General features: G+C 74.1%; 1 protein-coding gene and 1 pseudogene. Both read right to left on the bottom strand.

Annotated features, from left to right (window positions below; genetic code table 11):
- Positions 1 to 716, bottom strand: a pseudogene (locus IH13_RS0120015) (GAF domain-containing protein); the annotation flags it as partial.
- Positions 717 to 977: 261 nt separating this feature from the next.
- Positions 978 to 2,443, bottom strand: a 1,466-nt coding sequence (locus tag IH13_RS0120010) for an acyl-CoA dehydrogenase family protein (protein ID WP_063837468.1), incomplete at its 5' end; no start/stop codon positions are given.

The following is a 2,443-nucleotide window of genomic DNA, read 5'->3' as shown; positions in this document are numbered from 1 at the left end:
CAGAGATGTGTATAAGAGACAGGGATCGGGGCGGCCACCGACCGCAGCCGCTCGATCGCGACCAGGTGCCGGGCCCGCAGCTCACTCTCCGCGAGCGCCGCCACGGAACCGACCAGGGCGAGCGTCGCCGGGTGGAAGGTGGACGCCGGGCCGCTGATGTCGACGATGCCCATCAGCCTGCCGTCCCGTGGATCGCGCATCGGGGCCGCCGCACAGGTCCATCCGTGCAGGGCCCGGATGAAGTGCTCCGCCGAATGGACCTGGACGGGGACCCGGGTGGCGAGCGCCGTCCCGATCGCGTTCGTCCCGGTCGTCGTCTCCGACCAGGCGGCCCCCTCCTCCAGGCAGATGTCCTTGGCCAGGCGCAGCACCGCCGAGTGGCCCTGGCGCCACAGCACCCGGCCCTCCGGGTCGGTGACCACGAGGATCTGCTGGGCCGCGTCCGCGATGGCGGCCAGCCCGTCCCGCAGCAGCGGCATCACCTCGCCGAGCGCCGAGCTGCGGCGCCGGTGCTCGATCTCGTCCGTCTCCAGCAGCTCGCTCTCCGGCGACTGCTCGGGATCGACGCCGCTGCGCAGCACCCGCTCCCAGGACGCGTCGATCTCGGCGCGTGGCGCCGGCACCGTGCGGTCGCCCGCCAGCCGGGCCTCCCTGGCCCGGTGCACCAGACGGGCCGGGTCCGAGGCGGTGGGCCCGACGACGGGACGTGTTTCCATGACCGCTTCCCCCAAGACGACGCGTGGCCCGCTCCCCGGAAGTGAGCTGTCCGGCCCCCGGCCCCATCCTGCCGCTCCCCGACCCCCTCCACCTCGTACTCCGCACATCGGGTGCAACCCTTTGCAACTCTGGTGACCGGCCGCGGACCGTACGAGAGTGGCGGCACACCCCGCGGCGGGGTCGCAGGACACCACCGCGCGGTGCGCACAAGCGTGGAGGGTGGTGCCGTGTCGGCGCAGCATCACCCTCCGGCGTTTGCCCTACGCCTCCCGGGGCCGCGCGCGCTCCACGACCGCGGCCAGATCCAGGGTGTGCGGCAGCGTCCCGAAGGCCGCACCCCAGTCCCCGCCCAGCCGTGACGCGCAGAAGGCGTCGGCGACCTCCGGCGGCGCCCAGCGCAGCAGCAGCGAGCCCTGGAGCACCAGGGCCATCCGCTCCACCAGCCGCCTGGCCCGCGCCTCCACGGACTCCAGGTCCGCCAGCTCGGTCAGCAGGTCCTTGATCGCCGCGTCGAGCCGGTGGTCGGCCCCGCGCGCCTTCCCCACCTCCTGGAGGAAGGCGTCCAGCGCCCGCGGTTCACGGCCCATCGCCCGCAGCACGTCGAGCGCCTGGACGTTGCCCGAGCCCTCCCAGATCGAGTTGAGCGGCGCCTCCCGCAGCAGCCGGGGCATCCCCGACTCCTCGACGTAGCCGTTGCCGCCCAGGCACTCCAGCGCCTCGCCGACGACCGCGGTGCACCGCTTCGTCACCCAGTACTTGGCGACCGGCACGGCGATCCGCAGGAACGCGCGCTCCTGCTCGGTGTCCGCGTCGTACGCGGCGGCCAGCCGCAGCCCGAGCGTCGTCGCCGCCTCCGACTCCACCGCCAGGTCGGCCAGCACGTTGCGCATCAGCGGCTTCTCGATCAGCAGGCCGCCGAACGCGCTGCGGTGGGCGCTGTGGTGGACCGCCTGCGCCACCGCCTGCCGCATCAGCGCCGCCGAACCCAGCACGCAGTCCAGCCGGGTCGCCGCCACCATCTCGATGATGGTGCGCACCCCGCGCCCCTCCTCGCCGACCCGGCGGGCCCAGGTGCCGTCGAACTCGACCTCGGCGGATGCGTTGGACCGGTTGCCCAGCTTGTCCTTGAGCCGCTGGACCGCGAAGACGTTCCGGGTGCCGTCCGGCAGGACGCGGGGCACCAGGAAGCAGCTCAGCCCGCCCGGCGCCTGCGCCAGTACGAGGAACCCGTCGGACATGGGCGCCGAGCAGAACCACTTGTGGCCGGTCAGCAGGTACGCGCCGTCGCCGCCCAGCGGCTCGGCCCGGGTGGTGTTGGAGCGTACGTCCGTCCCGCCCTGCTTCTCCGTCATGCCCATCCCGAAGAGGACTCCGGCCTTCTGCCGGGCGGGCCGCAGCCCCTCCTCGTAGACGTGCGAGGTCAGCAGCGGCTCCCACTCGGCGGCCAGGGCCGGGTCGGTCCGCAGCGCGGGGACCGCCGCGTGCGTCATGGACAGCGGACAGCCGTGGCCGGCCTCGACCTGCGACCACACCAGGAACCCGGCCGCCCGCCGCACGTGCCCGCCCGGCCTGCCCCAGGCGTCGGTCAGGCCGGCCGAGACCGCGTGCCCGAGCAGCCGGTGCCAGGAGGGGTGGAACTCCACCTCGTCCAGGCGGTGCCCGTAACGGTCGTGCGTCCGCAGCCGCGGCGGGTTCTCGTTCGCCTGCGTCCCCCAGGCCTGTCTCT

This window comes from Streptomyces sp. NRRL WC-3549, assembly GCF_000721935.1.
Classification (GTDB): Bacteria; Actinomycetota; Actinomycetes; order Streptomycetales; family Streptomycetaceae; genus Streptomyces.
Note: the sequence above shows the minus strand (reverse complement) of the source record. Positions and strands in the feature narration are given on the sequence as shown.